The sequence below is a fragment of the Viridibacillus arvi genome (assembly GCF_001274945.1).
In the GTDB taxonomy this organism is placed as follows: Bacteria; Bacillota; Bacilli; order Bacillales_A; family Planococcaceae; genus Viridibacillus; species Viridibacillus arvi.
Map to the genome: position 1 here is coordinate 11,810 of NZ_LILB01000009.1, position 25,810 is coordinate 37,619.

Genomic DNA, 25,810 nt, shown 5'->3' on the forward strand with positions numbered 1-25,810 from the left:
AATCCACTTTGATCAATCTTTTGATCAAAAGTTCTGTATTGATATGCAGGGCTTTTTTTATTCAGCAATTGGGCACGTTTATTGAGTAACGTGCGTTCTTTGCTATTTTTAGCGTACACACAAATACTATAAGTAAATAAATTATAGTTTATAGAAATAGAAATTAAATTATTTTAAATCAATAATTTCAAAAATTTAGGAGGTATTTAGCGAAAAGAATAGAATAGTATAAAACATAGCGAAGATTAGCAAAGTTTAGAAGATCTTTTCAACTTCACTGTTGTTTTTTAAAATAGTTTATTTGGGGGCTTCCTATGTGGAAAATTTTAAAGACTTTTTTTGTCATAGAGAAATCAAATAAAAAAAATATTTTCTCGTGTCTTTTCGTGGCAGTATTTGTTTTTAGTTTGATTTTTTTTTTGAAAAATATGGATATAGGAAACTCAATAAAAGAGAAGTCCGATGAATATCAATCGATTTCTACAGCATTGGGTAAATTTCAAAATATAGATGCTACTGATAGTGGGAATGGTAGTGACTTGTATAAGAACTTAGTACGTCAGCAACAAGCTGTATCTAAGCAAAAGATGGCACTAAAAATGAATCTACCGAAAGTGTTTTTGGATACAGCGATAGACCTTGCAAATTTGAGAGCTAAAGCATTTGATATGGAGGGATTTGATGATGTTGCAATTTATCTACCTTCAAAAATAGACAACCAATTGGATAGTGTATTTTATCAATATATAAAGAAAATAGGAATGCCGTTATCCATAGATTCATTATCGTACTTTCAATTTCTCCCGTATCTGTTTGGTGTGTTAGGTTCATTTTGGTTTATTTTCATGAGTATTTATTCGTGTGGAATCATGATAGAAGAATTCCAACATACGTCTTTAATTAAGGGGTATCCTATAACGTTTGATAAGTACGTATTAGCTAAATGTATTTCATCAATGCTAATAGTAGGTGTATTTCTTCTGGAATTATTTGTGTGTAGCCTACCATTGATTTACTTTAAGGGATTAGGAAACCCTTCATATCCTATTGCTATCTTTAATGGTATTTTCGAAGTTTATCCAATTTACCAATACATAGGTATATCTATACTTTATATGATCTGTATTTCAATATTTACAATTCTGCTATCAATAATTTTAAATGTTTTATTGAAGAATATGTATTTGACGCTATTTTTGGAATTGTTATTGTATATTTTCCCTATGCTATTTCCCAACATGATAAGTCTTGTGCCATTTAATCCATTTAATTATTTGAATTTCCCTAATTTATTGAATGGTCAGATGATTGAGTTTGCAAAACCAGTTGTCTTAACTAGTACACATGGCCTTATTTATATTGGAATGAGTATTACCATAATGATAGTTTCTGTGAAGTTATTCTTGACTACTGGGAGACTAAAAAAGGTATAGGGGAGTGAGATAATGTGGGCGTATTTTAAGTTTGAATTTTTTCAGTTTATTAGAAATAAGAAGAACATCGCAATTTATGTTATTCTACTTTACTTCGCGTGCTATTACGCACTAAAAATAGTCCCGACATATAATCCTATTGAAAAAGTAGATGTAAGTGAAATTGAGGCACGGTATCTACCGAGGGCAGAATTTCTAAAAAACGTTGAAATTGATAAAGGGACGCACTATTTAACAAGTTATGCTGTTGCAATATTCTCAGAATGGAATGAATATGATAAAGCAAGATTAGACGCTTTAAAAAAGCACAATATGAAAGAGTATGCTGAGGCTACATCTAAGTGGTACAAGTATTCTGATGAGATGATTTTTCCAGATGTAATGAATGTCTTCTACTACAATCCCGGGTATTACACGTATGGAAATAATTATGCAAAGAAGGACGGACATTATGCATATTTATATTCTGCAAGCCGTTACAAGGGATATACAGAAGGGAAATCAAATTTATCTATTAATGTTTTCGAGGAAAGGACAGCGTTACAAACCTTGCAACGTCTACTAGACTCTTACCTGCCATTAATTCTCATAGTTAGCTGTATTCTCTTTACAGTGGATATCGTGTTGAAGGATCGGCGAAATCCAACACTGTTACAAGGTTTACCACTTTCAGATTGGAGAAAGTTAATTATTAAAGGATTAGTTTCCTTATTAGGGAGTCTCATAGCGATTATCCCACTTTCTATAGGTTTATTAATAATTGGTGGTCGAAATGGGTTTGGAGCTTTTGATTTACCTGTTCCAATTTATTCTTTTGGTAAGGATTTATTCTCAAATATATTGATGTGGGATTATCTAGTTCAAAACATGCTATTCATTGTTTTTTGGTTTTTGTTTATCATTTCATTGTTACTACTTGTAAGTGTGTTGTTAAAAAATGAGTTTGTAAATTTATTGGTAGGTAGTATGTTTGTTATTGCTGAATTTATCTACTTTGAAAGAGGGCTTGGTGCCGTTAGGAATATTCAGTGGTATCCAACGAGCTATGTTCAGGTAGGGCAGGTTATATCAGGCTATCGGAATTATCTTTATGGTTCCGAAGCACTTACATTTGGAAGCGGGCTCACCGTAATGGGATTGTGCACGTGTATTTTTCTGTTCTTTACTTTCTTAATTAGTAATCAAAAAAAGTTTAAGCTACTTTAGTTGATAAGAGATGGAGAGAAGATATGATTGAATTAAAAAATATTGGTGTTCAGTTTTCAGGTAGAGACATTTTAAAAGATGTTTCAGTGATGTTCAATGCAGGAGAAATTGTTGGTTTAGTAGCTCCTAATGGAACGGGGAAGTCAACTCTTATGAATGTCATCATGAATTATATCAATCCAATTAGTGGAAAAGTCATTTTAAATGATGAATTAGAATATACAAATAAAAAGAATGAAGTGAAAATGCATCAATTAGTATCCATGATGCCTGATCAAAGTGATTTATATAATCAGATTTCTGGAAAAGAGCATCTAAAAATTTATTCCTCAATGTGGAATAGTAATCCAAAATTGATTGACAGTACGATACAAGAACTAGGAATGGAGTCATATATAAATAAGAATACAGGGACGTATTCTTTGGGGATGCGCCAGAGACTCTGTTTTGCGATGCAAGTTGTATCAGATACCCAAGTCATGCTTATGGACGAAGTGATGAATGGATTGGATCCTACTCATGTCGAACTTATTTCGCAAATACTAGTTAAAAAGAAGTCCGAAGGAAAAACGGTTATTGTAGCCTCCCATTTATTAGAAAATTTAGAGAAATATGCGGATCGTATTTTCTTTATGAAAAATGGAGAGTTAATACTTGTTAATGCCATATCTCCAGGATTTGAAGAAAGAGAAATCACAACCGTTCGAATATCAGAAATGACCGATAGCATAAAGGGAGAGATTTCAAAAGAGTTTCCAGAGACAAAAGTACGATCATTACCAAATGGCGCTACTTTACTAGATGTCCGCGGATATGATTCGGGAGAATTGGGGAATATTGTAGAATTTCTTAAAGAAAATCAAATAACAGAGTTTAGTTTTGGGAAAGTTACATTAAATGATTTGTATTCAATGTATTATCAAGAAGTATGAGGTTATATGGAATTTAAACATTAATAAAAATACCCCTTTGGATAGAATCATCTAAAGGGGTATTTTTATATTTAAGAAAAGAACATTTGCATTTATTCACTTAGCTTCGTTCACTGTTAAAGCAGGCCGTGTTAGTGAAAATATCGCACATAGTAAAGCTATAATTACAATTGCTCCTCCAACCGGTGCTGTACTTGTGACGGTACCTGTTTGTTCCAATACAATACCACCGATTGCAGATCCTAAAGAAATCCCTATTTGCAAGGCCGAATTGTTAAAGCTTTGCTGTATATCAGAAGTATTAGGATCAGTTTGAATAAGATAATTTTGTTGAGGTGGAGCAAGACTCCAACTTAGTGCGCCCCATATCATCATGACCACTAGGAATAGGAAAAGTGAAATAGTCGAGTAAGGGAGCAAAAATAATACTAAGGCGAAGGAGCCAATAACTAGCAAAATACTTTTAGGCGCCCCAAGCCAATCTCCAAGTGCTCCACCAAATGCCCCGCCACATACTGCTGAAATACCAAACAGTAAATAACATATGCTGATCCAATATTGGTCAAGATTTAAAGTGGATTCTAAGAAAGGGGTGAAATAAGCATAAATTGTGTAATGTCCTGCTAAAGTGAACATTGTTGCAAGATGTGCACTAGCAATTTTAAAACTCCCAAGTGCCTTTAATTGCACAGATAGCGGTTTAACATCTCCTTCTGTAGGTATTGGTTCCAGAAATGTGTGAATGAGAATCATAGATCCGATTGATAAGAAACCAATCCCAAGAAATATTACACGCCATCCAAAAGCAGTACTAATCAAAATACCAAGGGGTACTCCTAAAACAAGTGAAGAACTTATCCCCATATAAATAACGCCTATAGCTTTAGCTCTATGAGCTGGCGAAACAATTTTCGCAGTAATTGTGAGCGATAGTACAATGATTAGTGCAGTACTCATTGCAGTTATAACCCTTGAAACCATTATTAAAGAAAAGTTAGGACTAAAATATGTCATCAAGTTCCCAATGAAAAATATAAAAAGTGCAATAAGATACAAACGTTTCCTTTCAATTCTTGCGGTTAGTGTAAGTAGTATAGGACCAGAAATAGCGAAAACAAGTGCAAATACGCTAATAAGCTGCCCTGCGGTGCCAAGAGTCACATTCAAATCATCAGCGATAATTGGTAATATTCCACCTACAATTAATTCAACGAGCCCTACTGCGACAGTAGAAGCTGCGAGTATAAAAACTTTAAAATTCATTATAAAATTCTCCCTTTTCTACTAAATTGATAAAATAGAATACTTAGCTATTGATGGTGAAAAGTACAAACGAATTACTTTGCAGCTTTACTCATCAATTTCAAATTGTCATTATAATTACCTGCGAATTGGTCGTCACCTAATATTGGAAAACAAAAAAACTCCTGATTACAAAAAATGAAAAGACATTTTCTGTAATCAGGAGTTTACGGTTCCTGGTAGAGACCCTCAAGCCGTATTATTGAGGTTATACATATAATTTCAATTAATTTCTAAGAAAATTTATCTGTTTTTCAGATTATCACACCATTCGTTATTACTCAAGCATAAATTTCACATCATTCGACACGAGTATTGATAATAACATTAGAAAATTACGCTAAATAAGGATGTTTCCATTCCAAATCTGACAAGTATGTTACGAGCTTTCTGTTCATTAAGAATAAAATATGCTATTGCTGAGCGCCTTTATTGAACTAACGATTCATGTTATTTTAACGAATGTTTACTTCCGATGTATTCAGTTTGGAAATTTGTATTTTTAACATGATTAGTATGAAAGCAAGTAGTGAAAATGCAATTCCAACCCAGATTAAATTATGTATTCCATAGTGAGAGATAAACCAACCACTGATAGTAGTTCCAATGGCAATACCAAGATTGGAAAATGAGACAAACAAGCTATTTCCGAATTCCGGAGCTTCCCTTGCCTCTGTCGTTAACCATGCTTGACTGACAATGAGCCCCCCAGAATGCACAGCCCCCCAAATGAATACGATCACAACCATCGGAATGGAATAAGAACCGAGATAATAAGTAAATAAGTATATTACTACAAATAGTAGAGGGAACATGATAACGGTCTTTGTAATACTTTTGTGTAAAAAACCTCCAAATAAAAAATTCCCGAAAATCATAATTGTACCAAAGGCCATAAGCATGATGCTAATCCACGACCCGTTCATATGAGTCACTTGGCTTAGATATTCGGCAAAATAGCTATACACAGAAAACATAGCTGCAAAGATAAAAATAACTGTTACGATATTTAGCCACAATTGGGGCTTGCGTAATATCCCAAGCTGCTTACCATAAGACAATTTGTCCTTAACAGGCATGGAGGGAAGCCAAGATAGTATTCCTATGAAAGCAATTATACTAACAACAGCTCCAAATAGAAAACCTGCTTCTAATGAAATCTTTTCTGCGAGATAAGAAGTCAAAGGAACACCAAATGCAAATCCGACCGTTATTCCAGAGAAAACTTTTGTGACTGCTTTGCTACTTTTTTCCGGAGAGACAAGTTTAGCTGCTGTCACGAGGGCAACTGAAAAAAATACAGGGTGAAAAATAGCAGGGATAATGCGGAAAACTAACATCACATCGAACATAGTTGTGTAGGCATAAACAATATTTGAAATTGCAAAAATAAAAACAGAAGTTAATAGAATGACTTTACGGTTAATACCAGAAGCAAGTAATGTCAGGAATGGACCTGAAATGGCAACGACTAAAGAAAATATACTTACAAGCAATCCGGCTTGTGAAGTCGAGATATTAAATTTTTCAGTAATCTGGGGAAGTACACCTATAATACCCATTTCTGTGGTAATAATGCCGAATACGCCTAAAGCTAGAATAATGATAAGCAACGGGTTAATTTTTTTCATTTTAATTGTAATCCTCCATTCGTATATACATATCTGTATTTGTAGATATATTGAAGTAAAAAAAGACCCCCTTCCTTTTATAGTTTCTTTTTGATGTACTCAGAAAATTCTTGTATAGTTTTTTCGTTCCGACGATAGTACGTCCACTTTCCAATTCGCTCAGATTCCAACAAGCCAGCTTTTTGCATAGTCAATAAATAACTGGAAATAACAGATTGTGCAAGTCCTGCTTTAGCTTGAATATCTCCTACGCATACACCAATTTGGAAATTGAGGTTTTGTTCTAAATAAGGTTTTTCATCAAAGAATTCCTCTGGACTTTTTAACCACAACATAATTTGACTACGAGTTTCATTAGATAAAGCTTTATAAATCAATAAAGGTTCCATGTATTTCATTATATCTAATTTTATAGATTTGTAAATATAAAAAGACCTCTTCTTATGTGCGTGAAAACTTGGAATCATAATGAAGTATTCTATGAAGCAATAAATAAGCATGTATTTTTAAAAAAATGTAGTGATAGGAATTCGATAAAAAAACGATTGCTCAAGAGCAAATATAGTGTTTTCGTATATGTTCTTTATCGATTGACTTGCTCCAGTACAAACATAAAATAAAAACCTCTGCTCAATTAAATGTTAAGCAGAGGTTTTATTATATCTTTTTATCGCATTAGAGAAGGGAGAGTATTTCTGAAATCTACCAACCTTCAATCTAGTTACTTTATTTAATACTAGGTAATAACTTATTTAACACTATCGCTACGATTGCTGCTGTTGCAACAGGTGAGCCGAATAAATATTGTACTGTAGTGGGTAAAGAATATAAGAAATCGTCAGGAAGTAGTGTTAACGCTAATGTTAAAATCATTGGTACAGCGATCACGTACATTTCTTTTTCACCAATTCGCTCATTCTTCATCACTTGTAAACCGCTAATCGCGATGATGCCACAAACGATAACGAATACACCACCGATTACAGCTGATGGAATGGCAGAAATTAAAGCAGCTAATTTACCTGAAAATCCAAACAATACAAACCAAGCTCCGGCAGCCACAAAGACACGACGGCTTGCAATACCTGTGATAGAAATAACACCTGCATTTGTTGAGTATCCAGTTACAGGAGTTGAGCCTAATAATGAAGCGATGAAACAGCCAATTCCTTCTCCGATAACTCCACGATTAATTTGTTTATCTGTTAATGGTTTATCGATTACATTACTTACAGCAAACCAAGTACCTGTTGTTTCAGCCATTAAAACAATATAAATAATAACCATTGTAATAATTGCAGAAATATTAAAAGTGAAACCGAAATCTGTAAAAGGAATTTGAGGCATGCTAAACCATTTTGCTTGTGAAACGGCCGATAAATCTAATACCCCCATAAGTTTAGCAGCAACACTACCTGCGATTAATGCAATAATTACAGAAGTGATACGGAAAACGCGACCTTTCTTACGGAAGAGAGAACCTAACATGACACAAATAATTAGTACTACAGCGGATATAAGAGCTAAATAGATGTTTTGGTTGATTGTAGCGCCTGCACCGTTGTAGATATTATCACTTAAACCAACAGGCATTAACGAAAGGCCGACGACGAAGATAATTGTACCTCCGACAATTGGTGGAATGAAAGCTTTCACAATCTTATTGAAAACTCCAGTAAAGCCTAAAATGATTACTAAAATTGCACCGATTAAACTTGCTCCTAACACTGAACTCCAACCTAGATTACCCCCGCCACTAGCGGCATAAATACCAACAATTGCACCAAGTGGAACATAAGATGGGCCTTGGGCAATTGGTAGTTTCATACAGAAATAAGTTTGGATAATCGTTGCGATCCCTGCTGCTATAAAAGTCGATTGAATCAAAGCTGTTGACTGCCCCGATTGTAGACCGATTAACATGGCAATCAGGAAAGGTACTACATAGACGTCCATAGCCATTACATGTTGTAAACCTAGTAGCGCTGATTGACCGAATGATACTTTTTCATCGGGTAAAACGGTTAAATGCGGGGTATTGATTTTATCTTTAGCTAGCTTATTATTTTGCGTTTCCACTATGATGCACACCTCAAAAATTTAAGTTTGTCTAATGCTTTCATTCCACAAATAATATTTCTATTTAAAAGTTAATTATTTTTCAGATTACTTTGTTCTTTCGTGAACTTTGTTTCCTTGAACCCAGACCTCACTAATGTTTTCTGGTCGAACAAGATACATAATCTTTTGGAAGATATCGTTTAAATCTTCATTCTTATCAAAAATCGGTAGTTTTGCAGATGCTATTTTTGTATCGATGATTTGTGCATCCCAAGTATAATTTTCTTCTAAGCGACCGATAGGTAAGCTTAAACTTTCTCCACCACCAGCAGTTGCTAAATAGAATGCTTCATTAATCGTGATACGTGAATTTGGTACACCGCGCTTTTCAGCTGCAAGCGCCGTATTGACACCATCTTCTAACATTCTAGATGACATGACAGCTTGTCTAGCGTTATCGAATAGACTTGGTGAAAAACCTCCAGAAACATCAGAACCTAAACCGATATCAACACCTTTTGAATGTAAGTGAGCGATTGGAATGACGCTGTTAGCGAAATAAGCATTGGAGATTGGACAATGACCTACGGCAGTTCCTGTCTCAGCAAATAACTCTGCATCTGCATCATTTAAGAAATTACTATGTGCCATTACGGATTTATCGCCTAATAGACCGAAATCATGTAAGGCAAAGGCATCATTCTTCTTGAAGCGGTCTTGTACATAACCATGTTCCCAATCACTTTCACTGCAGTGGGATTGAACATGCGTATCGTACTTAGCGGCTAATTCGCCTAAACCTTTTAAAGCGCCATCTGTACAGCTTGGTATAAAGCGTGGTGTCACAACAGGGTAAACACCTTGTTTTGTTGATTTTGCTAACTCTTTAACAGCTAAGATAAATTCTTCTGTGTCTGCTAAAGCTGTTTGTGTATCTGCGTCACGATAAAAATCGGGATTTTGTTCAGGATCATCCATGACAACTTTACCAACTAGACCGCGTTGACCTTTTTTAGCACAAATTTCAGCTAGTAATAGGCTCGCTTCTTTATGAACAGTTGCAAAGTATAGTGATGTAGTTGTGCCATTAGCAAGCAGGGTACTGACTAAATCTTCATAAACCTCTTTTGCAAAATCTAAATCCGAAAACTTAGATTCGATTGGGAAGGTATATTTGTTCAACCAGTCATATAGAGGAATGTCTAATGCAGTTCCAGATTGAGCCCATTGCGGTGCATGAACGTGTAGATCGATAAATCCAGGTAAGAAATACTGACCGTCAGCTAATTGATGAAAGTTTTCGTTATCTTGATATGTATCTAGTAAAGTTTGATAATCGATATGTTCTGGTGCAACGACTTTTTCAATCGTGCCGTCAGCGTTAATGAAAAATAGATAGTCTTTTAAAGTTTGTACTTCTTTTGGTGACGTGCTAGAAAAAGCAGTCCCTTTGAAAATTTGCGTATATTCAGTCATAAAAATCACCTTAATGTTCGTATTTTGTTAATTATAACGATTATTATAGGGTATTTAGAATGCTAAGTCTATAAAAAAGCGAATATATTAATAAGTGAATCTATTAAATCTAGATGATGAATTACTCTGTATTAGATAATAGATACTTTTTTGTAAATGGATTTAAAATTCCCGCTCATAATATTCGTGAGCTAATAAAACTTATTTAGCTTAGTAATACAAATATAAACAAAAAAGGGCATCTCTTAAATCCTTAAAATTGCATATCCGACTCTTATTTCGATATGATAAACTCGTAGAACATAGTTTAGGATAGGAGTGAAGAAGATGTATCGTAAAGTAGAAGATTTTCTAGAAGATTGGACTGCCTCTTCAGCAAGCACGTTGAGTGTATTTAAAGAGTTGACGAATGACAAGCTTGGGCAAAGTATTGTAGAAGGGCATAGTACACTTGGATGGTTGGCTTGGCATTTAGTTGGTGCTGGAGCAGCATTTGGGCATTTTGCAGGACTTCAGATACCAGGACCTGGACGTAATCAAGAAGCACCTACAGAAGTAACTGAAATAGTTGATGCTTACGAGCAAGTAATAGAGGCTTATAAAGTAGAAGCAGCAAAATTAACAGATGAAGCATTACTTGAAGAAGTTAATGGTTTCAAGGGACCGATTGCACGCGGTAAACTATTACGTGCAGTAATTGACCATCAAACACATCACCTTGGTCAAATGACAGTACTATTACGTCAAGCGGGATTAACAGTGCCAGGTGTAATGGGACCAACAAAAGAAATGCAAGCATAAAATCAATTTTTTGATGCAAAAGCTCACCTATTTTGGTGGGCTTTTATTGTACTTTTATGAATATGATATTTTTGAAAATGGAATTGTAAAAAATCACCTTTCAGTAGCCATTAAAGTTGCATTACTAATAGTTTAACTATTAAAATAGGATAGATAAGTATGGTTTCTTATTCCATGTGCACTTTATCTTGTTTTATACTTATTTTATAGTTAATACACCGATCAAACTCTTCCGCAATCTTCATCCTATGAAATGGTCTACCTTTTAAGTAGGCACAAATTGCAATACCTCCTGTAACAACACCTGTCAGATAGATATTATGGACATCTTTGTTATATGCAACGTAATTAATAGAATAGAGTTTTTTTTTGTGTTGGTCATGGGGTGGTTTATACCTATAAAATGGTTAATGCTTTTACCTGTCAATTTATCCCTTAACTTACAAATGGGTGAGGGGTTTTTTTGAGAGGAATTTTTTTATTATGAGGTGAGTTAAATGAAAAAGAAATTATTTAGTGTGTTAGTTTTAGCTGTTTTTATGTCTTCTTTTATGTTGGGCGGTTGTAATTTATTTAAATCCAAACCTTCAGGTGAAGAAAGTAAAGCAGCTAATGGGGAGAAAAAGGACGAGCTTGTGTTGGCGTTTGACTCTGAGCCAGAAGCTGGCTTTGATCCAACGACTGGATGGGGACGCTATGGTTCACCGCTGTTCCAAAGTACGCTTTTAAAAAGAGATGACAAACTTAAGATTGTGAATGATCTGGCAACAAGTTATAAAGTTAGTGAAGATGGTAAGGTTTGGACGGTGAAAATGCGTGAAGATGTGAAGTTCTCAGATGGCGAGCCACTAACTGCGGCAGATGTTGTCTTTACATTTGAAACAGCTATTAACAATGGATCAGTTGTTGACCTTAATGGAATGGCTAAAGTTGAAGCAGTTGATGATTATACAGTGAAATTCACATTAAAAGAACCGCAATCAACGTTTGTAAACTCTTTGGTTGCTACAGGAATTGTACCAAAACATGCATACGGTAAAGACTATGCTGAAAATCCAATAGGATCAGGTCCTTTTCAGCTTGTACAATGGGATAAGGGGCAGCAAGTTATTGTAAAAGCTAACCCGGAATACTACGATAAAAAGCCGAATTTTAAACAAATAACGTTTTTATTTTTAAATGAAGATGCTGCATTTGCTGCTGCACAAGCAGGAACTGTAGATCTAGCGTATATACCTGCAGCGTTTAGTAAGCAAAAAGTAAAAGGTATGAGGCTAGAAACAATACAAACAGTAGATAATCGAGGCATCGTATTCCCGTTTGTAAAATCAGGTGAGGTAAATGAAGCTGGTTTACCGATTGGAAATGATGTAACAGCAGATCCAGCTATTCGTCATGCGATTAATATTGGAGTAGATCGACAAGCGCTTGTAGACGGAGTGTTAGAAGGTCATGGTACACCAGCATATACATCAGTAGATGGCCTTCCTTGGTGGAATTCTGAAACAGTAATTAAAGATGCTGATATGGATAGTGCCAAGAAGTTGTTGAGTGATGCCGGATGGAAAGATACAGATGGAGATGGAATTCTTGAGAAGGGTTCTTTAAAAGCTGAGTTTACACTTTATTACTTAGCGAATGATGCAATTAGACAATCACTTGCCATTTCTGTGGCGGATATGATGAAACCATTAGGAATTAATATCAAATTAGAAGGCGGAAGTTGGGATATGATTGCTAAGAAAATGTATTCGAATCCTGTTCTAATGGGATGGGGCAGTCATGATCCACACGAAATGTACAATATTTATAGTAGTGAGTCTGCTGGAATAGAGTATTACAATACAGGTTATTATCAAAATAAAACGGTAGATGAATATTTTGAAAAAGCCCTTAGCTCAAAAAGTGAAAAAGAAGCAATTGAGTTTTGGAAAAAAGCACAATGGGATGGTACAACTGGTCTAAGTGCAAAAGGTGATGCTCCTTGGGCGTGGTTAGTAAATATTAATCATTTGTATTTGGTTAAAGATGGACTTGATATCGGAGATCAAAGAATCCATGTTCATGGTCATGGGTGGCCAGCTACAGATAACATCGTTGATTGGAAATGGACGAAATAACCGTGTATAAATCCAAAGGTAGAAAGCTTGGGTTATTTATATTGATGAAAGGTGTACGAATGGCTACATTATTGGTAGCCATTTGTTTTATTTCCTTTTTATTAGTGAAAAACTCTCCGATAGATCCAATTCAAGCCTACATTGGTGCTGATATGTTGAAAGTGGGTCCTGAGCAACGAGAGAAGATTGCTGAGTACTGGGGGTTAGATCAACCAGTTATGGTGCAATTTTTAAGTTGGGGTTCTGCTGTACTAAAAGGTGATTTAGGCACTTCGATGATTTTTAGAAGACCTGTAAGTGAAATTATTGGTGAACGATTTTTAAATTCCCTCGTTCTTATGATAGCAGCTTGGCTGTTATCAGGTGTTATCGGCTTTATCATGGGTGTTGTAGCAGCTATGAAAAAAGGGACTTGGATTGACAGGATGATTAAGTGGTACTGTTTCACGCTAGCTTCGACTCCTACTTTCTGGATGGGACTTCTCATTCTTATTGTTTTTGCAGTATGGCTAGGTTGGTTTCCAGTTGGAATGGGTGTGCCAGCCGGGGTGCTTTCAGAAAATGTTACCATGGTCGATCGAATCCAGCATCTAATTCTACCAGTACTGACAATTAGTATATTAGGTGTTGCTAATGTAGCGCTTCATACTCGCCAGAAGCTAATAGATGTTCTTGCTAGTGACTATGTATTATTCGCAAGAGCTAGGGGCGAGCAAGGTTTTGTCTTGTTTTGGAGACATGGATTACGCAATGTTGCTTTGCCTGCAATTACCTTACAATTTGCGGCCTTTAGTGAATTATTTGGTGGAGCAGTATTGGCAGAGCAAGTGTTTTCTTATCCTGGCTTAGGACAAGCTACGGTAGAGGCAGGACTTAGAGGGGATGTTCCTCTTTTATTAGGATTAGTTATATTTAGTACAATATTTGTTTTTGTAGGGAATTTACTTGCTGATTTGAGTTATCACTTATTAGATCCGAGAATGAGAGAGGTGAGGAAGTTATGATTCCAAGCCTGAAAAATGCGAATAAGAGATCTCCACTGAATCTAAAACAACGGACGTTATTTAAAATCCTAATTTCAATTGTCTTTTTAGCCATTGTTATATTAGGTGGTGTTTTACTTGATGAGGGGAGAATTGTAACAAATTTGAATGAACGTAATTCTGCCCCTTCTCTAAAGCATCTTTTTGGTACAGATTGGTTAGGGAGAGATATGTTTACGCGAACGGTAATGGGACTTTCTTTAAGTATAGGAGTTGGCTTGATTGGAGCAATTGGAAGTACTTTGATTGCTCTATTCCTTGGTATGGCGGCAGCAACAATGGGGAAAATGGCAGATCGTCTTATTTCATGGATCATTGATTTATTTCTAAGTGTCCCACATCTTGTAACCCTAATCCTTATTGCATTTACATTAGGCGGAGGATTTAAAGGAATTGTCATTGGCTTAACCTTAACTCATTGGCCGAGTCTTGCACGAGTCATTCGGGCAGAGGTTATGCAAGTTCGTTCCGCAGAATTTGTTCAAGTTTCACAGAAGATGGGAAAATCAAGGTGGTGGATTGCATTGCATCATATCCTTCCGCATATTGCTCCGCAACTCCTAATTGGCTTTATGTTACTTTTCCCTCATGTTATTTTACATGAGGCTGCAGTTACATTTTTAGGTTTAGGATTATCGCCACATGAGCCAGCGATAGGAATTATCTTATCAGAATCGATGAAGTACTTATCTTCAGGTATGTGGTGGCTTGCCTTCTTCCCAGGGCTTTGCCTGTTAATTGTCGTGAGAACATTTGATCAAATTGGAGAAAATCTTAGAGTGCTCATGACTCGGACGCATGATTAATCATAAATACTACGTTTAATATTAAGAGGAGTTAACAAATGTCTATTCTTGAAGTAGAAAATTTATCAGTATCTTTTAAACAATATACAGATGGATTTAAAGAGATAAATCATAAGGTGATTTCAAGTTTAAATGTAACTCTTGAAGCAGGCAAAATTTTAGCAGTTGTAGGTGCGAGTGGGTCGGGGAAAAGTTTACTTGCACATGCCATTCTTGGAATCCTTCCGAGCAATGCAAATGTTAGTGGCATCATTAAATATGAAGGTAAGGAACTAACACCTATTCGCCAAACTGCTTTAAGGGGGAAAGAGATCGCTCTTGTTCCACAATCAGTAAATTTTTTAGATCCCCTTATGCGTGTTGGAAATCAGGTGCGTACTTCCGTTAAAAATGGGGATGCAGTATCTGCCCAACGGAAAGTTTTTGAACGTTATCGTCTTGGAAAAGAAGTTGAAGATATGTATCCGTTTCAACTTTCAGGTGGGATGGCAAGGAGAACGCTTTTATCAACGGCTATGGTAAGTGATGCAAAGGTAATTATTGCAGATGAACCAACTCCAGGACTAGATCCTGTAGTTATAAAAGAAGCATTAGATAACTTTAGAGAATTTGCGGATAACGGTTGTGCTGTCATGTTGATCACACATGATATTGAATCAGCTCTTCAAATTGCAGATAAAATTGCTGTGTTTTATGCAGGGACTACGGTAGAGATAGCACCTGTAGAGGATTTTGTAGGTAATGGGGAGGCAATACGTCATCCCTATACTAAGGCGTTGTGGAGAGCGTTACCTCAAAATGAATTTAGACCAATTCCTGGCTCGCAACCGCATCCTAGTTCATTGCCACCGGGTTGTTTGTTTGAGCCACGTTGTGAAATGGCAACAGCTGAATGTCGACAAGCACCACCTAAAATGAGAGAACTTCGTGATGGAATGGTGAGGTGTATTCATGCAACTTGAAGCAAAGGACATAGGGTTTAGATACGGTGATGGACCATGGCTTTTTCAAGGAGTTAATTTAACATTAGAACCGGGGGAGATTGTTGGTATCACCGGACCAAGTGGACGAGGTAAAACTACTCTTTGCCGCATATTAGCGGGTTTTGAAGCACCTATTGAAGGCGCTGTGCATTTTAATGGGGCTCCATTACCGAATAATGGATACCATCCTGTTCAAATGGTCCTTCAACATCCAGAAAAAGCGATTAATCCACGGTGGAAAATGCATAAAATTCTTAATGAAGGATATCAACCTGATAAAGAGTTGTTAGATCTACTAGGGATTGAGCGCGAGTGGTTAACACGCTGGCCACATGAACTATCTGGAGGAGAGTTGCAAAGGTTTTGCGTTGCTAGAGCACTGGGACCAAATACTCGTTACCTCATTGCAGATGAAATGACAACAATGTTAGATGCAAATACACAAGCTCAGATTTGGCATGCTGTAATTGAAATTGCTAAAAAGAGAGAGATGGGTATAATTGTTGTTACACATGAATCTAACCTAATGCGAAGACTTTGTCATCGTGTAATTGATTTCAATAAATGATAATAGAAAAGGAGGCCTCTTTATTGGAGACCTCCTTTTTTGATGGCATCATTTATAGTTAACATCATTTATAACTAATTGTTTTCTTCAATAGCATCTTCTTGTTCTGCCACTTTTTCATGGATTTCTGATTCAATTGCCTGAACGAGGTCATCTTCCAGCTTATGCATAGGCTGAGGATGAAACCATTGAATTTCACCTTCGTGTACAAAGCCTTTGAACTCTTCTCCCTGCACTTGCAACGAAAATTGTTGTCGTTCATGTATACGGTCCTCAAATGCGGGTTTTATTTCAAGGTCTTTAATTTCTTTATAAACACCATATTGACTCATTAATGAGAGTATGGTTCCTTCAATGATTTCTATTTTATTTTCACCAATCATTTGCTTTGGATGAGGGTGGAGCCAGTGGATCTTACCTTCATGAAAATGTCCTTTAAATTCATCCCCTTGAACTTTGAAAGTGAATGCATGCCGTTCGTGGACACGGTCCTCAAACACAGTTTCAACTTCAAAATTTTCAAGTTCAGGTTTTGTATTCTTATTTTCAGGCATAAGTAATCCCCTCTCACGTAAGTTTCTATTTTTATTTTTTCTCTAGATTACTTTTGATATTCCGTACTTTCAGAGCGAGTGCGATTATCTAAGTAATCTATTCGTTTTATTATATAGGCTTTAATTGAGACTGTTGTTGAAAAGTGTACAGGTTAGGAGAACCCTGTTTTATCTGCACAATCAGACACTGTAAGTTGTGAAGCTTTGATAGATATCTTATTGATGAATATGAAATTAATCTATCATGTCTTTTAAAAGGAATAAATTACGCCAATTTTGTCAGTACTTCCGTAAAGAACTAGGAGTATGATTAGTCCACTTTTCACTTATAATCTTATGGCAGTTATTAAAGATTCGTTCAATTAGCTGGGTTGAATTCGCTAAAATTCTAATGCTAAAGCCGGGTATAGCTAGTCTAGAAATCCCGATTTTAAAATCGGCATCCTCCATTTGAATTGTTTCATAAAGTTCATCGAGAAGGGCATTATCCGTTTTTTCACTGACTGCAACCATAGAGCCTAAGTGAGTATATCCTTCCATAAAACCAAGCCCAGATAGGTTTTGATTGTTTGGAGTTAACTTAATATGATCAAACATGCCAAGATTCCCATCTAAATAAATTTCAGTAACTAATTGAACGGTATCATAGCTGAATTTCCCACCGCTCGGAGACCATCCAGGGGTAAGAATATCTGTATAGAGAAATGATGCACCATTTTCCATATGAATCACATTCTTCTGCTTATAACGAGCATTTTCATATGCAATCAATGGATCTGGCAGGTATTCTAAGTAGCTTCCTTTTTTTAATGAAATAGTTGTTTCCTGATAAGCAAGGCTTTTCGGTGTTTTATATACTTTTGTTGCAGATTGTGTTGTTAGTGTAACCATTGCACCTTCGTTGGCTGATATCTCCATCTTGTATCGATCACCATCTAAATAACCACCGCCGGGATTTAAAAGGTAATAGCAAACTTGTCCTGAATTATCGTGGTAAATCGGTCGCATAACTTTAAGTGCACCTTGGAAATATACATTCTTTGCGACAGTTTTCCCTTTTCTCTCTTCCAGGTCTAGAGATAAAACGCCAGTCCAGTCTGTCATATTAATCTAAACCTTTTAAGAAAGCATGTTTCTTAATCCAGTCAATTACTTCAGGAAGACCCTCATCGTTTTTTAGGTTAGTGAAAACGAAAGGTTTGTCACCGCGGAATACTTTTGTATCTTTCGCCATTACTTCAAGGCTAGCACCAACATGTGGAGCAAGATCCGTTTTATTAATGATGAACAGATCAGATTTAATCATACCTTGTCCACCTTTACGAGGGATTTTCTCTCCTTGTGCAACGTCAATAATATAAATAGAAAAGTCAACTAGTTCAGGACTAAAAGTAGCAGCTAGATTGTCGCCACCGCTTTCGACAAAAATAAGTTCAACATCTGGATGGCGTTCTACTAATTCATCAATGGCTGCGAAGTTCATAGAAGCATCTTCGCGAATAGCAGTGTGAGGGCAGCCGCCTGTTTCTACTCCGATAATACGATCTTCAGGAAGAACACCGTTTTGGATTAAAAATTTTGCATCTTCTTTTGTATAAATATCATTTGTAACTACTGCCATTTTAATTTCATTTTCAAGATGGCGTGTTAATTTTTCTACAAGCATTGTTTTACCTGCACCAACAGGTCCACCAACGCCAATTTTAATTGGTTCCATTAAAACACTTCCTTTTATTATTCGTTATTAAACCTTTATGACATGAAAATACGAATGTTGACACGTTCGTGATTCATTTGAGAAAGCTCTATTCCTGGAGAAACAATCCCGAAATCCTCTTCCGTTAATTGCATGATATGATCAACTGCACTAGTTATTTCAGGTATAAACTTATGAGAAATAGTTTGTCCTGCTGTTTGCCCAAGTGGTATAGCTCGTACCGCATTTTGAACTTGACTAGAGATAGCAGAGTACAAATAGTACTGAATCGCTTCTGATTTTGATACTTCAAGTCCATGAGCCACCATTGAAAAGACGATGGCAGGGTGACCAAACGAATTTTTATTTTTAATTTCTTCTTTGTAAAGCGAAAGGACAGGCATTTCATAAAGAGTGTTTGTCAGTTGTAGCATTCTCTTACCTATCATTTGAGTACCTTCTCGCGTTTCTCTAGGTAAGTTTTGAACAGTTAAGAGACGGTCAAGTTTCCAGACTTTTTGGAGGTCCTCTTCTATTAATGCTTCATAGGCGAGTCTACAAGCAAGTCCATCAGAGTAAATGAGTTGCTCATGTAGGTATACTTTAAGCCACTCGAAAAATGATTCCTGATCATGTACTTTATCTTCTTGTATATAACTCTCCAATCCAAAAGAATGACTGAAGGCTCCAGTAGGGAAATTAGAATCACATAGCTGGAATAAAGAAAGGATTTTGCTAGTCATGACTATGGCCTATATGACGGAATGCTTGTTTTACTTTACGATCTTCTCTTTTAAAAGGAATACCTAGTTCTTGAAGTAACTCTTCTACTAAATAATCGTATTGAACCAACATATCATTTTCTTCAAATTGAGCTGGTAAATGACGATTACCAAGTTGGTGAGCGATAGTTCCCATTTCTTTGATATCTCGAGGACTGATGACAAGTAGATCGTCAGACAAAACATCTATTACGATCATGTTTTTCTCGTCCATATACAAGACATCACCAGAGACAAGGTCACGCGGTGCTTTTAAGCGAATGCCGAGTTCGTTGCCATGATCTGTTTTAACACGTTGGATACGCTTCATTAAATGCGCGCTTTCCAAGTAGACTTTCTCCATATGGCGTTTTTTTATGTCATTTGGATCCATCTGTTCTAAGTTTGTTACGATTTCTTCAATTATCATTATTTTTTTTCACCTCAGAATAAGAAATAGCGTTGCGCCATAGGTACCGTATCAACTGGGTCACATGTCAGCAACTCTCCATTTATTTTTACTTCATATGTTTGTGGATCCACTGTAATATTGGGTGTTTCAGAATTTAATTTCATATCTTTTTTAGTTAGCGTACGAATGCCGCCAACTGGAAGAATGATTTTATTAAGTCCAAGTTTTTCATGAACGCCGTCATCAAATGCTGCTTGGGAAATGAAGGTTGCCGAACTTTTGGCTAAAGCTTTACCATGTTGTGCATACATAGGGCGGTAAATATATGGCTGTGGAGTTGGAATAGAGGCATTTGCATCTCCCATTAGCCCAGTAACAGCAAGTCCATTTTTAAGAACCATTTCCGGTTTCACACCAAAAAACTTCGGAGACCATAGTACTAAATCGGCCATTTTTCCGACTTCAATAGAACCTACATATTTTGATATCCCATGAGTAATAGCAGGGTTAATCGTATATTTGGCGATATAGCGTTTTACACGGTTGTTGTCAGCGTGCTCGCTATCTCCTTCTAGAAGTCCTCTTTGTTTTTTCATTTTGTCGGCAACTTGCCATGTACGAAGAACGACTTCACCGACGCGACCCATCGCCTGTGCATCGGAGCTAACCATACTAAATACACCCATGTCGTGTAGGATATCTTCAGCTGCAATCGTTTCTTTTCTGATTCTAGAATCTGCAAAAGCAATGTCTTCTGGAACAGAAGGATTTAAATGATGGCAAACCATGACCATATCAAGATGTTCGTCGATAGTATTTATAGTATAAGGGAGGGTGGGATTCGTTGATGATGGCAAAATGTTATGATAACCTGCCGATTTGATTAAATCAGGTGCATGACCACCGCCAGCGCCTTCTGTATGATACATGTGAAGGACTCTGTCTTTTACAGCAGCCATCGTATTTTCCATAAAACCACTTTCATTTAACGTATCTGCGTGAAGTGCAACTTGAATATCATATTCATCTGCTACTTTTAGTGCGTAGTCAAGCGATGAACCAGTAGCACCCCAGTCTTCATGAACTTTTAAGCCAATGACACCAGCTCTAACTTGCTCAGTTAACGGTTCAATAGATGCGGCATGTCCTTTACCTGTAAATCCAACGTTTATAGGAAGACCTTCAGCAGCTTCTAACATACGATGAATGTTCCATTCACCCGGAGTAACCGTAGTAGCTTTAGACCCTGCGGCAGGACCTGTACCGCCACCGATTAGTGTTGTTGTACCAGATGTTAACGCAATTTGTACTTGTTCGGGATTAATAAAGTGAACGTGTGTATCAATGGCACCAGCTGTAACAATTAAACCTTCGCCGGCAATTATTTCTGTCGCTGCGCCAATGATAATATCTACATTATCCATGACAAGAGGATTACCACTCTTACCTATTCCGAAAATCTTTCCGTCACGGATAGCTAAATCAGCTTTACAAATACCTGTGTAATCTAAAATAATAACATTTGTTATAACTGTATCCGCAACACCTTCTGCGCGGGTTGCAAGAGGGTGTTGACCCATGCCATCTCGAATGACCTTTCCGCCGCCAAAGACAACTTCTTCTCCGTAAGAAGTGTAATCTTTTTCGATTTGAATAAACAAATCTGTATCAGCAAGACGGACTGAGTCACCAGTAGTGGGTCCGTACATTTCTGCATATTGTTTTCGGGACATTTTAAAACTCATGATGCATCCTCGCTTTCTAATTTGCCATCTACTTTATTATTAAATCCATATACACGGCGTTCTCCTGCAAAATCAATAAGTGGTATTTCTTTTTCGTCGCCGGGTTCGAAGCGAACAGCCGCTCCAGCAGGAATATTCAATCTCTTGCCGTATGCTTCATTTCTATTAAATTGAAGTGCTTCATTTACTTCGTAGAAGTGGAAGTGTGATCCGACTTGAATGGGGCGGTCACCTGTATTGATGACATTAACAGTAACTACCTCGCTGCCTTCATTACAGAGGATCTCTTCTTCTTTTAAAATATATTCTCCTGGTCTCATATAGCACCCCTCCTTTTATCGTATTGGACTGTGGACAGTTACCAATTTAGTTCCGTCTGGAAAAGTTGCTTCAACTTGAATGTCATCGATCATTTCAGGGACTCCATCCATAACATCATCTTGAGTTAAAATGGTAGCACCGTATTCCATTAGTTCTGCAACAGTCTTTCCATCCCTAGCTCCTTCTAGTACCTCATAAGTAATAAGGGCAACAGATTCTGGATGATTTAATTTTAGACCTCTGTCCTTCCGACGCCTTGCAAGGTCAGCTGCCACTACTATCATAAGTTTGTCAATTTCGCGCGGCAATAAATGCATAGTTCAAACCTCCTAGTATAGATTTCAAATAATACAACTGTTTTTATTTGAAAGAAAGGTGAAGATTAACTTAAAAATAAAATAAATCTTTATATGTTTATTTTCTCCAAAAGCCCAGTAATTAAACCTTTCTAAAGAATTTTAACATACAAATAATTTGAGATGAAGTTTAACGCAATGCTTTAGGAACTAAAAATTAGGTTGATAGGGTTAATCGTCAATTAAAAATGATTTTAGGTTAGATATATGCATTCATACCTATATAAATATAAGGAAATATATATAGGTTTTAGGAGATATTAGCCTCATTGAAATGACTCTATCTGAGCTTTGTATAATCTTATAGTTGTAGATTTATACTAATTTCATTACAAAATACAATAACGATGTAACCATACTGAGATTACATTGAAATATCGCTGACATATTAAGTACGTAAAATATTACGTTAGAGAGGGGGTATCTGTATGAAAAAAATAATAGGTATAATAAGCATATTTGTGGTATTAGGTTTGGTTATATCAGTAGGCTATTATGGTTATGGGAAGTATAAAGAAACATTGGACTATAAAGGTAAAGTAGCTAAAGGTATTGAAATAACGATGAAAAATAAAATGCTAAGAGCCCAGGCTGGTAAGGAAGAATTATATTTAGAAACATTTAATAAAGGTGATTACACGTTAAAAAAACCTTATATCGTGCAAAATCCGTACGATATAGCCCCTTTGACTGCTCTAGTCATGTTCAACACAGAGCAACCAACAAAAGTATCTATTACTATAAAAGGACGAACAGAACAAACTGATATTACGCACCAATTTGAGAAATTTGAAAAGGTACATAGTATACCGGTGCTAGGTTTGTTAAGTGATACAAATAACGAAGTGGTTATAACTGCTACTACGAAAGATGGTGCTGAAACATCAAGTACTATTCATATTCAAACGGAGGCATTACCATCGTACATAGGCAAGGTTGATATTAAGACACTAAATAAAAAAACTGTAGATATTGGTGAAAGCCAATTAACCTTCGTTGTACCAAGCACCAAGTATCCATATGCTTTTGACGAAAGTGGAGATATTCGATGGTATAGTTCGAAGTATAACAGCCACATATTTAAAGAAGTTAAAAATGGACATATATTATTTTTAACAAAAGAATCTATTCGCTCTAGAACTTATTCTGTATTAGTCGAAATGGATTATATGGGTAAGCTTTATCATGTCTATGATTTTAATAAGGCAAATGCTGCAAAAGAGGGAACTTCAAAGGAAAATGAAACAAAGGAATCATCAATGGTGCATCACGATGCAATTGAGCTTCCTAACAGTAATTTACTATTAACGGTAAATGATGATTCACAATATGTAGAAGATACGATGATTGAAGTAAATCGTGAAACTGGAGATATTGAGAAAGTGATTGATTTAAAAGAGATCTTACCATTATCTTTCTACGAAAATTACCGTAATAATAAACGATCTGATGGAAAAGCTGACTGGTTCCACCAAAATTCAGTTGTTTATGATGAATCCGATGATAGCATTGTTATTTCAGGACGTAATCAGGATACTGTGATGAAGTTAGATTATAAAACAAACAAGATTAAATGGATCTTAGCTGCTGATGAAAATTGGCCAGCCGATTATCAAAAATATGTATTAAAAGAGATTGGTGAAGTGAAATTTAATGCGGGGCAACATACAGCGACAATCATCCCAGGTCAGGATAATAATGCTGATACAATAGATATTTTACTTTATGATAACAATGTTGTTGTGAATCGTGGAGATAAAGCACTTTCTAAAAAATACAGTCGCGCAGCACAATATCGTATTAATGAAAAAGATAAAACTGTAGAAGAAGTTTGGTCATTTGGTGAACAATTTGGAGAAGCTTACTTCACCAATATTGTAGGAAGTACAAGGTGGCTAGAAGATTCTTCGCATCGACTAATTAACTTTGGATTTTTAGACGGTGATACAAGAAGTAGTATTTTTGAAGTAAGTGAAAATGGTGATGTTGCAATGGAAGCCAATGTTACTGGATTCCCAAAAGGGGCCAGAGCATATCGCGCTGAACGTTTAGATTTGTATAATAAGAATTGGGATTATTCATTAAATAAGAATGGTTTCTTTATAAAAGCGTATAAAAAAATCTTAGAATAAAAAAGAGGGTTATTAAAAACTGTGAGATCATTTCTCACAGTTTTTTTGTGTTAACAGAATAAAAAAGAGGGTTATGACGATTCGATACCGAAATATAAAAATGAAATATAAATTTTCATATAGATTCTCTAGCCTTACAAAAGGAAAAGGTAATTATGAATGATAAAAATGGAAATAGCTTGAGGGAAAAGATCTTTAAATTAGAAAGAGAGTAGGTTTTACTTTTGAAGCAAGCATTACTAGTGATTGATGCGCAACAAGAATTAATTGATGGTAACGAAAAAGAACAAAGTGTATTGAATAAAGAAAATCTGTTAAATAGTATCAATTCAGTTATAGATAAGGCGATAGATTCGAATGTATTGGTCGTCTTTATAAGAGATAAAGATGTTGCTCAAGGTGAAGGTAAAGGATTTCAAATTCATAAGGAAATAAAAATACCAGTTACTTCGAAGGTATTTGATAAGAAGGCTACAAATTCGTTTTATGGAACGCCATTACTGGCATTTTTAAAAGATCATGAAATAGAGCACATTGTTATTATGGGATGTAAAACTGAACATTGCATTGATACTGCTGTTAGAACTGCAACAATAAATCATTTCGATGTTACTTTAGTAGAAGATGGTCATTCAACAACAGATTCTTCAACCTTAACTGCTGAAAAGATTATAAACCACCATAATGAAATACTTCATGGTCATTACAATGTAGATAATTTTTCTGTTGTTAGAAATAGCAACGAAGATTTGTTTCAACCAACCCATAATAATTATAGATAAAAAACTTAAGTCTATTTTCTGTTCGCTTGGAATAAAGATGGAGGTGTCATTATGTATGGAGTAATTAATTTTGAGGTATTTTTAATTACAGGAATTTTATTAAATTTAATTCCGGGTGCAGATACTATGTATATAGTAGGTAGAAGTATTGCTCAAGGGCGAAATGCAGGTGTATATTCTGTATTAGGTATTTGTAGTTAGTTGCTTTTGGTTTATCGATCATACTTACAAAATCACTTATTTTATTTAATATTATTAAAATTGTTGGTGTGATTTATTTAGTCTATCTAGGTATTAAAATGTTACTTGATAAAACAAATTTAAGCTTGGATTCTTCAGGGTCTAATAAACAAAACAAAAGAAAAATATATATACAAGGGCTTTTGACAAGTCTTACAAATCCTAAAGTTGCTTTATTTTTCATCGCGTTTCTTCCTCAATTTATTGATACAAAGGCTGCTGGGCCAATACCATTTATCATTTTAGGACTTACATTTACATTCACTGGATTAGTGTGGTGTCTATTTATTGCCTATTTTTCTTCATTTATTTCCCAGAAAATAAGAGACAGCGAAAGAATGGGGACGTATTTGAACAAAATCACAGGCATAATCTTTATCGGAATGGGTTTGAAATTGCTTCAGACAAAGGCTCCTCAATAAATTAATTACCAAATATTATTAATGTCT

Annotated in this window: 24 protein-coding genes, 1 pseudogene and 1 riboswitch; of the genes and pseudogenes, 12 read left to right on the plus strand and 13 right to left on the minus strand. The window is 35.8% G+C overall.

The annotated features are described in order from the left end of the window. The first annotated feature begins 428 nt into the window (after positions 1-428). Genes AMD00_RS21220 through AMD00_RS21230 form a run of 3 tightly spaced genes read left to right on the plus strand, consistent with a single transcriptional unit; the run spans position 429 to position 3,571 of the window. The gene (locus tag AMD00_RS21220; protein WP_169786381.1) at positions 429-1,433 is read left to right on the plus strand and encodes an ABC transporter; all 1,005 of its coding nucleotides are present in this window, start codon (positions 429-431) and stop codon (positions 1,431-1,433) included. A gap of 12 nt (positions 1,434-1,445) precedes the next feature. Then, a complete protein-coding gene (locus AMD00_RS21225; RefSeq protein WP_053419003.1) occupies positions 1,446-2,639 on the plus strand; it encodes an ABC transporter permease subunit in 1,194 nt (397 codons plus the stop codon). Positions 2,640-2,662: 23 nt separating this feature from the next. Then, the gene (locus tag AMD00_RS21230; protein WP_053419004.1) at positions 2,663-3,571 is read left to right on the plus strand and encodes an ATP-binding cassette domain-containing protein; all 909 of its coding nucleotides are present in this window, start codon (positions 2,663-2,665) and stop codon (positions 3,569-3,571) included. Between the two features lie 96 nt (positions 3,572-3,667). Here AMD00_RS21230 and AMD00_RS21235 read toward each other — a convergent pair whose 3' ends face one another. The 5 genes from AMD00_RS21235 to guaD form a co-directional block, all read right to left on the minus strand. Next, positions 3,668-4,834 carry an MFS transporter gene (locus AMD00_RS21235; protein WP_053419005.1) on the minus strand — a complete coding sequence of 389 codons (1,167 nt, stop codon included), beginning with the start codon at positions 4,832-4,834 and terminating at the stop codon, positions 3,668-3,670. Between the two features lie 175 nt (positions 4,835-5,009). After that, positions 5,010-5,109: riboswitch (purine riboswitch) on the minus strand. A gap of 219 nt (positions 5,110-5,328) precedes the next feature. Beyond that, positions 5,329-6,504: an MFS transporter gene (locus AMD00_RS21240; protein WP_053419006.1), complete on the minus strand. Its 1,176-nt coding sequence runs from the start codon at positions 6,502-6,504 to the stop codon at positions 5,329-5,331. 77 nt (positions 6,505-6,581) lie between these two features. Continuing rightward, positions 6,582-6,893, minus strand: a complete 312-nt coding sequence (locus AMD00_RS21245; RefSeq protein WP_038186545.1) for an ArsR/SmtB family transcription factor — start codon at positions 6,891-6,893, stop codon at positions 6,582-6,584. A gap of 337 nt (positions 6,894-7,230) precedes the next feature. Further along, the gene (locus tag AMD00_RS21250) at positions 7,231-8,583 is read right to left on the minus strand and encodes a uracil-xanthine permease family protein (RefSeq protein ID WP_053419007.1); all 1,353 of its coding nucleotides are present in this window, start codon (positions 8,581-8,583) and stop codon (positions 7,231-7,233) included. Positions 8,584-8,670: 87 nt separating this feature from the next. After that, a complete protein-coding gene (gene guaD, locus AMD00_RS21255) occupies positions 8,671-10,041 on the minus strand; it encodes a guanine deaminase (protein WP_053419008.1) in 1,371 nt (456 codons plus the stop codon). A gap of 327 nt (positions 10,042-10,368) precedes the next feature. Between guaD and AMD00_RS21260 the strand changes: the two genes are divergently transcribed. The 6 genes from AMD00_RS21260 to AMD00_RS21285 all read left to right on the plus strand — a co-directional run bounded on the left by AMD00_RS21260 (position 10,369) and on the right by AMD00_RS21285 (position 16,362). Continuing rightward, complete coding sequence (locus AMD00_RS21260; RefSeq protein ID WP_053419009.1) at positions 10,369-10,842, plus strand: DinB family protein; 474 nt, start codon at positions 10,369-10,371, stop codon at positions 10,840-10,842. A 497-nt stretch (positions 10,843-11,339) separates the two neighbouring features. Beyond that, on the plus strand, positions 11,340-12,962 hold the full coding sequence (locus tag AMD00_RS21265) for an ABC transporter substrate-binding protein (RefSeq protein WP_053419010.1): 1,623 nt from the start codon (positions 11,340-11,342) through the stop codon (positions 12,960-12,962). A 44-nt stretch (positions 12,963-13,006) separates the two neighbouring features. After that, positions 13,007-13,966 (plus strand): ABC transporter permease, encoded by a 960-nt coding sequence (locus AMD00_RS21270; protein ID WP_407701133.1) that lies wholly within the window; start codon positions 13,007-13,009, stop codon positions 13,964-13,966. After that, positions 13,963-14,811, plus strand: a complete 849-nt coding sequence (locus AMD00_RS21275; RefSeq protein WP_053419011.1) for an ABC transporter permease — start codon at positions 13,963-13,965, stop codon at positions 14,809-14,811. The genes AMD00_RS21270 and AMD00_RS21275 overlap by 4 nt, the downstream gene beginning before the upstream one ends. A 38-nt stretch (positions 14,812-14,849) precedes the next feature. After that, positions 14,850-15,773, plus strand: a complete 924-nt coding sequence (locus AMD00_RS21280) for an ABC transporter ATP-binding protein (RefSeq protein WP_053419012.1) — start codon at positions 14,850-14,852, stop codon at positions 15,771-15,773. After that, complete coding sequence (locus AMD00_RS21285; protein WP_053419013.1) at positions 15,763-16,362, plus strand: ABC transporter ATP-binding protein; 600 nt, start codon at positions 15,763-15,765, stop codon at positions 16,360-16,362. The genes AMD00_RS21280 and AMD00_RS21285 overlap by 11 nt, the downstream gene beginning before the upstream one ends. Before the next feature lie 74 nt (positions 16,363-16,436). On the opposite strand, the gene AMD00_RS21290 is transcribed toward AMD00_RS21285, so the two are convergent. From AMD00_RS21290 to AMD00_RS21325, 8 genes are all read right to left on the minus strand, one after another. Beyond that, complete coding sequence (locus tag AMD00_RS21290; protein WP_053419014.1) at positions 16,437-16,916, minus strand: hypothetical protein; 480 nt, start codon at positions 16,914-16,916, stop codon at positions 16,437-16,439. Between the two features lie 279 nt (positions 16,917-17,195). Then, positions 17,196-18,020, minus strand: a complete 825-nt coding sequence (locus AMD00_RS21295; protein WP_053419015.1) for an urease accessory protein UreD — start codon at positions 18,018-18,020, stop codon at positions 17,196-17,198. 1 nt (position 18,021) lies between these two features. Further along, complete coding sequence (gene ureG, locus AMD00_RS21300) at positions 18,022-18,633, minus strand: urease accessory protein UreG (RefSeq protein ID WP_053419016.1); 612 nt, start codon at positions 18,631-18,633, stop codon at positions 18,022-18,024. A gap of 35 nt (positions 18,634-18,668) precedes the next feature. Continuing rightward, the gene (locus AMD00_RS21305) at positions 18,669-19,355 is read right to left on the minus strand and encodes an urease accessory protein UreF (protein ID WP_053419017.1); all 687 of its coding nucleotides are present in this window, start codon (positions 19,353-19,355) and stop codon (positions 18,669-18,671) included. Further along, positions 19,348-19,803 carry an urease accessory protein UreE gene (gene ureE, locus AMD00_RS21310; RefSeq protein ID WP_053419018.1) on the minus strand — a complete coding sequence of 152 codons (456 nt, stop codon included), beginning with the start codon at positions 19,801-19,803 and terminating at the stop codon, positions 19,348-19,350. The genes AMD00_RS21305 and ureE overlap by 8 nt, the downstream gene beginning before the upstream one ends. 14 nt (positions 19,804-19,817) lie before the next feature. Next, positions 19,818-21,530 carry an urease subunit alpha gene (gene ureC, locus AMD00_RS21315; protein ID WP_053419019.1) on the minus strand — a complete coding sequence of 571 codons (1,713 nt, stop codon included), beginning with the start codon at positions 21,528-21,530 and terminating at the stop codon, positions 19,818-19,820. Next, a complete protein-coding gene (locus AMD00_RS21320; RefSeq protein WP_053419020.1) occupies positions 21,527-21,850 on the minus strand; it encodes an urease subunit beta in 324 nt (107 codons plus the stop codon). The genes ureC and AMD00_RS21320 overlap by 4 nt, the downstream gene beginning before the upstream one ends. A gap of 15 nt (positions 21,851-21,865) precedes the next feature. Continuing rightward, a complete protein-coding gene (locus tag AMD00_RS21325; protein ID WP_053419021.1) occupies positions 21,866-22,168 on the minus strand; it encodes an urease subunit gamma in 303 nt (100 codons plus the stop codon). A 467-nt stretch (positions 22,169-22,635) separates the two neighbouring features. Between AMD00_RS21325 and AMD00_RS21330 the strand changes: the two genes are divergently transcribed. From AMD00_RS21330 to AMD00_RS21340, 3 genes and pseudogenes are all read left to right on the plus strand, one after another. Beyond that, the gene (locus tag AMD00_RS21330) at positions 22,636-24,339 is read left to right on the plus strand and encodes an aryl-sulfate sulfotransferase (RefSeq protein WP_053419022.1); all 1,704 of its coding nucleotides are present in this window, start codon (positions 22,636-22,638) and stop codon (positions 24,337-24,339) included. Positions 24,340-24,563: 224 nt separating this feature from the next. Further along, entirely contained in the window at positions 24,564-25,121 is a 558-nt protein-coding gene (locus AMD00_RS21335) for a cysteine hydrolase family protein (RefSeq protein WP_053419023.1), read from the plus strand. Between the two features lie 51 nt (positions 25,122-25,172). Then, positions 25,173-25,783 (plus strand): annotated as a pseudogene (locus AMD00_RS21340) (LysE family translocator). The last annotated feature ends 27 nt before the right edge of the window (positions 25,784-25,810 follow it).

Coding starts and splice junctions, on each gene's coding strand:
- AMD00_RS21220 (WP_169786381.1), top strand. CDS start 429: ATGGATATAGGAAACTCAATAAAAGAGAAGTCCGATGAATATCAATCG.
- AMD00_RS21225 (WP_053419003.1), top strand. CDS start 1,446: ATGTGGGCGTATTTTAAGTTTGAATTTTTTCAGTTTATTAGAAATAAG.
- AMD00_RS21230 (WP_053419004.1), top strand. CDS start 2,663: ATGATTGAATTAAAAAATATTGGTGTTCAGTTTTCAGGTAGAGACATT.
- AMD00_RS21235 (WP_053419005.1), bottom strand. CDS start 4,834: ATGAATTTTAAAGTTTTTATACTCGCAGCTTCTACTGTCGCAGTAGGG.
- AMD00_RS21240 (WP_053419006.1), bottom strand. CDS start 6,504: ATGAAAAAAATTAACCCGTTGCTTATCATTATTCTAGCTTTAGGCGTA.
- AMD00_RS21245 (WP_038186545.1), bottom strand. CDS start 6,893: ATGGAACCTTTATTGATTTATAAAGCTTTATCTAATGAAACTCGTAGT.
- guaD (WP_053419008.1), bottom strand. CDS start 10,041: ATGACTGAATATACGCAAATTTTCAAAGGGACTGCTTTTTCTAGCACG.
- AMD00_RS21260 (WP_053419009.1), top strand. CDS start 10,369: ATGTATCGTAAAGTAGAAGATTTTCTAGAAGATTGGACTGCCTCTTCA.
- AMD00_RS21265 (WP_053419010.1), top strand. CDS start 11,340: ATGAAAAAGAAATTATTTAGTGTGTTAGTTTTAGCTGTTTTTATGTCT.
- AMD00_RS21270 (WP_407701133.1), top strand. CDS start 13,007: ATGAAAGGTGTACGAATGGCTACATTATTGGTAGCCATTTGTTTTATT.
- AMD00_RS21275 (WP_053419011.1), top strand. CDS start 13,963: ATGATTCCAAGCCTGAAAAATGCGAATAAGAGATCTCCACTGAATCTA.
- AMD00_RS21280 (WP_053419012.1), top strand. CDS start 14,850: ATGTCTATTCTTGAAGTAGAAAATTTATCAGTATCTTTTAAACAATAT.
- AMD00_RS21285 (WP_053419013.1), top strand. CDS start 15,763: ATGCAACTTGAAGCAAAGGACATAGGGTTTAGATACGGTGATGGACCA.
- AMD00_RS21290 (WP_053419014.1), bottom strand. CDS start 16,916: ATGCCTGAAAATAAGAATACAAAACCTGAACTTGAAAATTTTGAAGTT.
- AMD00_RS21295 (WP_053419015.1), bottom strand. CDS start 18,020: ATGACAGACTGGACTGGCGTTTTATCTCTAGACCTGGAAGAGAGAAAA.
- ureG (WP_053419016.1), bottom strand. CDS start 18,633: ATGGAACCAATTAAAATTGGCGTTGGTGGACCTGTTGGTGCAGGTAAA.
- AMD00_RS21305 (WP_053419017.1), bottom strand. CDS start 19,355: ATGACTAGCAAAATCCTTTCTTTATTCCAGCTATGTGATTCTAATTTC.
- ureE (WP_053419018.1), bottom strand. CDS start 19,803: ATGATAATTGAAGAAATCGTAACAAACTTAGAACAGATGGATCCAAAT.
- ureC (WP_053419019.1), bottom strand. CDS start 21,530: ATGAGTTTTAAAATGTCCCGAAAACAATATGCAGAAATGTACGGACCC.
- AMD00_RS21320 (WP_053419020.1), bottom strand. CDS start 21,850: ATGAGACCAGGAGAATATATTTTAAAAGAAGAAGAGATCCTCTGTAAT.
- AMD00_RS21325 (WP_053419021.1), bottom strand. CDS start 22,168: ATGCATTTATTGCCGCGCGAAATTGACAAACTTATGATAGTAGTGGCA.
- AMD00_RS21330 (WP_053419022.1), top strand. CDS start 22,636: ATGAAAAAAATAATAGGTATAATAAGCATATTTGTGGTATTAGGTTTG.